The organism is Pseudofrankia saprophytica (genome assembly GCF_000235425.2).
GTDB lineage: Bacteria > Actinomycetota > Actinomycetes > Frankiales > Frankiaceae > Pseudofrankia > Pseudofrankia saprophytica.
This window is the reverse complement of the sequence record NZ_KI912266.1, coordinates 2,296,743-2,300,041: the sequence shown is the minus strand read 5'-3', so window position 1 is coordinate 2,300,041 and position 3,299 is coordinate 2,296,743. Positions and strand designations below refer to the sequence as shown.

The following is a 3,299-nucleotide window of genomic DNA, read 5'->3' as shown; positions in this document are numbered from 1 at the left end:
TGATGGGCCTCGGCCCAGTCATCCCCGACGAACAGCAACCCCGGTTCCCTTCCCAGCTGTCGATCATTCAACAGAGCCTTCGGGAAGGATCGCGCACACCCTAATGGATCAGTGCTCGACGGCACGACATCCCACCGGTCGTCTCACCCTCCCAGCGAACCAGCGGCGACACGATCTAGGACTAGACCTCGATCATCAGGCCTGGCGAAACGAGTGCTCGACCGCTGGCGGCTCGGACACCAATCCATCACGGATAGAACCGGTGCAGCCCCATTAGGCGAGGGTGTGGAAGCGGTTCTGGGCGGGCTCCAGGCCTTCGCCGACCAGCGCCTCCACCGCGTCCGCCGCGCGGTCGACCAGGAAGGGAACTTCCTTGCGTTCCGGCACGGCGAAGTCCCGCAGCACGAAGTCGGCCGGGTCCATCCGCCCTGGCGGGCGGCCGATGCCGAACCGGACCCGCAGGTAGTCACGGGTTCCCAGCGACGAGGTGATGGACCGCAGCCCGTTGTGCCCGTTGTCCCCGCCGCCGCGCTTGAGCCGCACCGCGCCGAACGGGATGTCGAGCTCGTCGTGCACCACGATCAGCCGCGCCGGGTCGACCTTGAAGAACGCCCGCAGCGAGGCGACCGGCGGCCCGGAGACGTTCATGTACGTCCGGGTTCTCGCCAGCACGACCGCCTCGCCACCGAGCCGGATCTGGTCGGCGTCGGCGCGGGCCTTGTGGGAGCGCAGCCGGGCACCGTGCCGCTCGGCGAGCGCGTCGACCACCAGGTAGCCGGCGTTGTGCCGGGTGGCGGCGTACTCGGCGCCCGGGTTGCCCAGCCCGACGACCAGCCAGGCCCCGCTGTCCTCGCCCGCCATCCCTTAGCCCCGCCGCTATCCGTCGTCGTGCCGTGAACTTGCCGTGTCAGGAGGTCGTCAGAAGGACCGGGTAGGTCAGAAGACGACGAGGCGAGCGACGACCGGCGCGGACCAGCTGTGCTGGCCCGCGCCGGGACGTCTCGCGACGGTTGGCCGTCCGGCCGCCGTTACTCGGCGACGGCCTCCGCCGGCGCGGCCTCGCCCTCGCCGGTGTCGCCGATCTCGGCCTCGTGCTGGGCCGCGGTCGGCTTGAGCAGCACCTGGACGACGACGACCTCGGGATCGATCTCCAGGGTCACGCCGTCCGGAAGGTCGAGCTGACCGGCGGAGATGCTCGAACCGGGCTCGAGGCCGGCGACGCTGGCCTCCAGACCGTCCGGGATGGAGGTGGCCGGCGCGCTCACCGACACGGTGTTGTTCTGGACGTCGATGATGGCGTCCGGGTGGGCGTCACCGACGACCGTGATGGGCACGTCGACGGTGACCTTCTCGCCACGGCGGACGAGAACCAGGTCGACGTGCTCGAAGGTTCCCCGGATGGGGTGACGCTGGATGTCCTTGGGGAGCGCGAGCTCGGTGGCGTCACCCAGGTCGAGGGTGAGCAGGACGTTGGTGCCCGCGTCGGTCTTGAACGCGTGCATCAGCTCCCGATGGGACAGTGCGACGTGGCGCGGTGGCTGACCGTGACCGTACAGGACAGCCGGAACCTTGCCGGCCCGACGGGTGCGACGAGCGCCGCCCTTCCCGAACTCGGTGCGCGGCTCCGCGGCGATGCGGACCTCGGACATGGCGGTGCTCATCCTCTCACGACTGGCTCAGCTGCTGGCGGGACCTGGACGACGACAGGTCTCGTGCGGAGAAGCACAGCGCCTGTGTGTCTGAGTCTGTTGTCTGGAAGCAGAGCCAGATGTCTGGAAGCAGGACCAGACCCGGACACCACCGTCGTCATCAGGATCGCGGCTCTTCACAGTACCCGACGCGGGTCCGGCATCATGCCTGTCCCCTCCCCACAACACCGTCGGCAATGCCGTGGGATTCACCGGCGGCGGCGACACGCGGTACGGGAACGCGCCGGGACCGGTCGGCGCGCCGTCGGCGCGCGGCCGCCGCCGGATAGGTTCTCCGGGTAAGGCAGACCCCTCGGAAGGAGCCCCAGCTGTCCACCGAGCTGTCCATCGGACCCACCGGATCGGCACCCGCGCGACCGGCCACGACCGTCCGCGCGCCGGCCAAGGTCAACCTGCACCTCGGGGTCGGGCCGCGCCGCGCCGACGGCTACCACGAGGTCATCACCGTCCTGCAGGCCGTCTCGCTGTATGACGAGCTGACGGTGACCGCGCTGCCCGGCGCCCCTGAGGAGGTCCGCGCCCCTGGCGTCGCCCCCGCCCAGGGCGCGCCGGCCGTGGCCGTCACCGTCGAGATCACCGGCGAGGGCGCGGCCGCGCCGGGCGGTGCCGGCGCGGCCGACGACGTGTCGGTGGTGCCCACCGACGCCGACAACCTGGCCGTGCGGGCGGCCCTGCTCGTCGCCGAGGCCGCCGGCATCCGCGGCGCGCGGATCCACCTGGCGCTGACCAAGGGCATCCCGGTCGCGGCCGGGATGGCCGGCGGCAGCGCGGACGCCGCCGCCGCGCTCGTCGCCTGCGACGCGCTGTGGGGAGCCGGGCTGTCCGCCGAGACGCTGGCGCAGCTCGCCGCCCGCCTCGGCAGTGACGTGCCGTTCCCGCTGACCGGCGGCACGGCGCTCGGCGTCGGCCGCGGCGAGCGGCTCTCCCCGGTGCCGAGCGCCGGCGAGTACCACTGGGTGTTCGCGCTCGCCGACGGCGGCCTGTCGACGCCCGCCGTCTACCGCGAGTTCGACCAGGTCGACGACGGCCGGACGGAGCCGACGCCGGCCGACGCGGTGCTCGCCGCGCTGACCACCGCGGACCCGGCCCAGCTCGGGGCGGCGTTGGTCAACGACCTGCAGGCCCCGGCGATCCGGCTGCGCCCGGCGCTCGGCGACGTGCTGGCGGCGGGCCGGGCGCACGGCGCGCTCGGCGCGCTGGTCTCCGGCTCGGGACCGACCTGCGCCTTCCTCGCCGGCGACGCCGAGCACGGCGCGCTGCTCGCCGCCGGGCTCGAGGCGAGCGGCCTGGCGCGCGCCGTGCGCCGGGCGACCGCCCCGGCCGCCGGCGCGACGATCATCACGGGCTCGACGGACGGCGCCATCCCGGCCCCGGCCTAGCTGGACGACGGCGAAGGCGTCTGCTCGGAGAGCTCGAGCCAGCGCTCCTCCAGGGCGGCGATCTCCGCCTCCAGCTCGCCGACCTCCTTGGTGATGCGCAGGACGCCCTCGTAGTCCGACGGGTCGTGGCCGGCGAGGCCCGCGTGCGCGGCCGCGACCTGGGCGGCGAGCCGGTCGAGGCGGCGCTCGATGGCCGCGAGCTCCTTGCGCG

Annotated in this window: 4 protein-coding genes; 1 reads left to right on the top strand and 3 read right to left on the bottom strand. The window is 73.2% G+C overall.

Features of this window, described 5'->3' with window-relative positions:
• Window positions 1–273 precede the first annotated feature (273 nt).
• Together pth and FRCN3DRAFT_RS0209605 are read right to left on the bottom strand one after the other, a co-directional pair.
• Window positions 274–861, bottom strand: a complete 588-nt coding sequence (gene pth / locus FRCN3DRAFT_RS0209610; RefSeq protein WP_007520649.1) for an aminoacyl-tRNA hydrolase — start codon at window positions 859–861, stop codon at window positions 274–276.
• A gap of 167 nt (window positions 862–1,028) precedes the next feature.
• Window positions 1,029–1,649, bottom strand: a complete 621-nt coding sequence (locus FRCN3DRAFT_RS0209605) for a 50S ribosomal protein L25/general stress protein Ctc (RefSeq protein WP_007520652.1) — start codon at window positions 1,647–1,649, stop codon at window positions 1,029–1,031.
• Window positions 1,650–2,017: 368 nt separating this feature from the next.
• On the opposite strand from FRCN3DRAFT_RS0209605, the gene FRCN3DRAFT_RS0209600 reads away from it, so the two are divergent.
• Window positions 2,018–3,088: a 4-(cytidine 5'-diphospho)-2-C-methyl-D-erythritol kinase gene (locus FRCN3DRAFT_RS0209600; protein ID WP_083401747.1), complete on the top strand. Its 1,071-nt coding sequence runs from the start codon at window positions 2,018–2,020 to the stop codon at window positions 3,086–3,088.
• On the opposite strand, the gene FRCN3DRAFT_RS43610 is transcribed toward FRCN3DRAFT_RS0209600, so the two are convergent.
• Window positions 3,085–3,299 (bottom strand): ABC transporter C-terminal domain-containing protein (locus FRCN3DRAFT_RS43610; RefSeq protein ID WP_007520656.1); only part of this gene is annotated, 215 nt, incomplete at its 5' end. The genes FRCN3DRAFT_RS0209600 and FRCN3DRAFT_RS43610 overlap by 4 nt on opposite strands.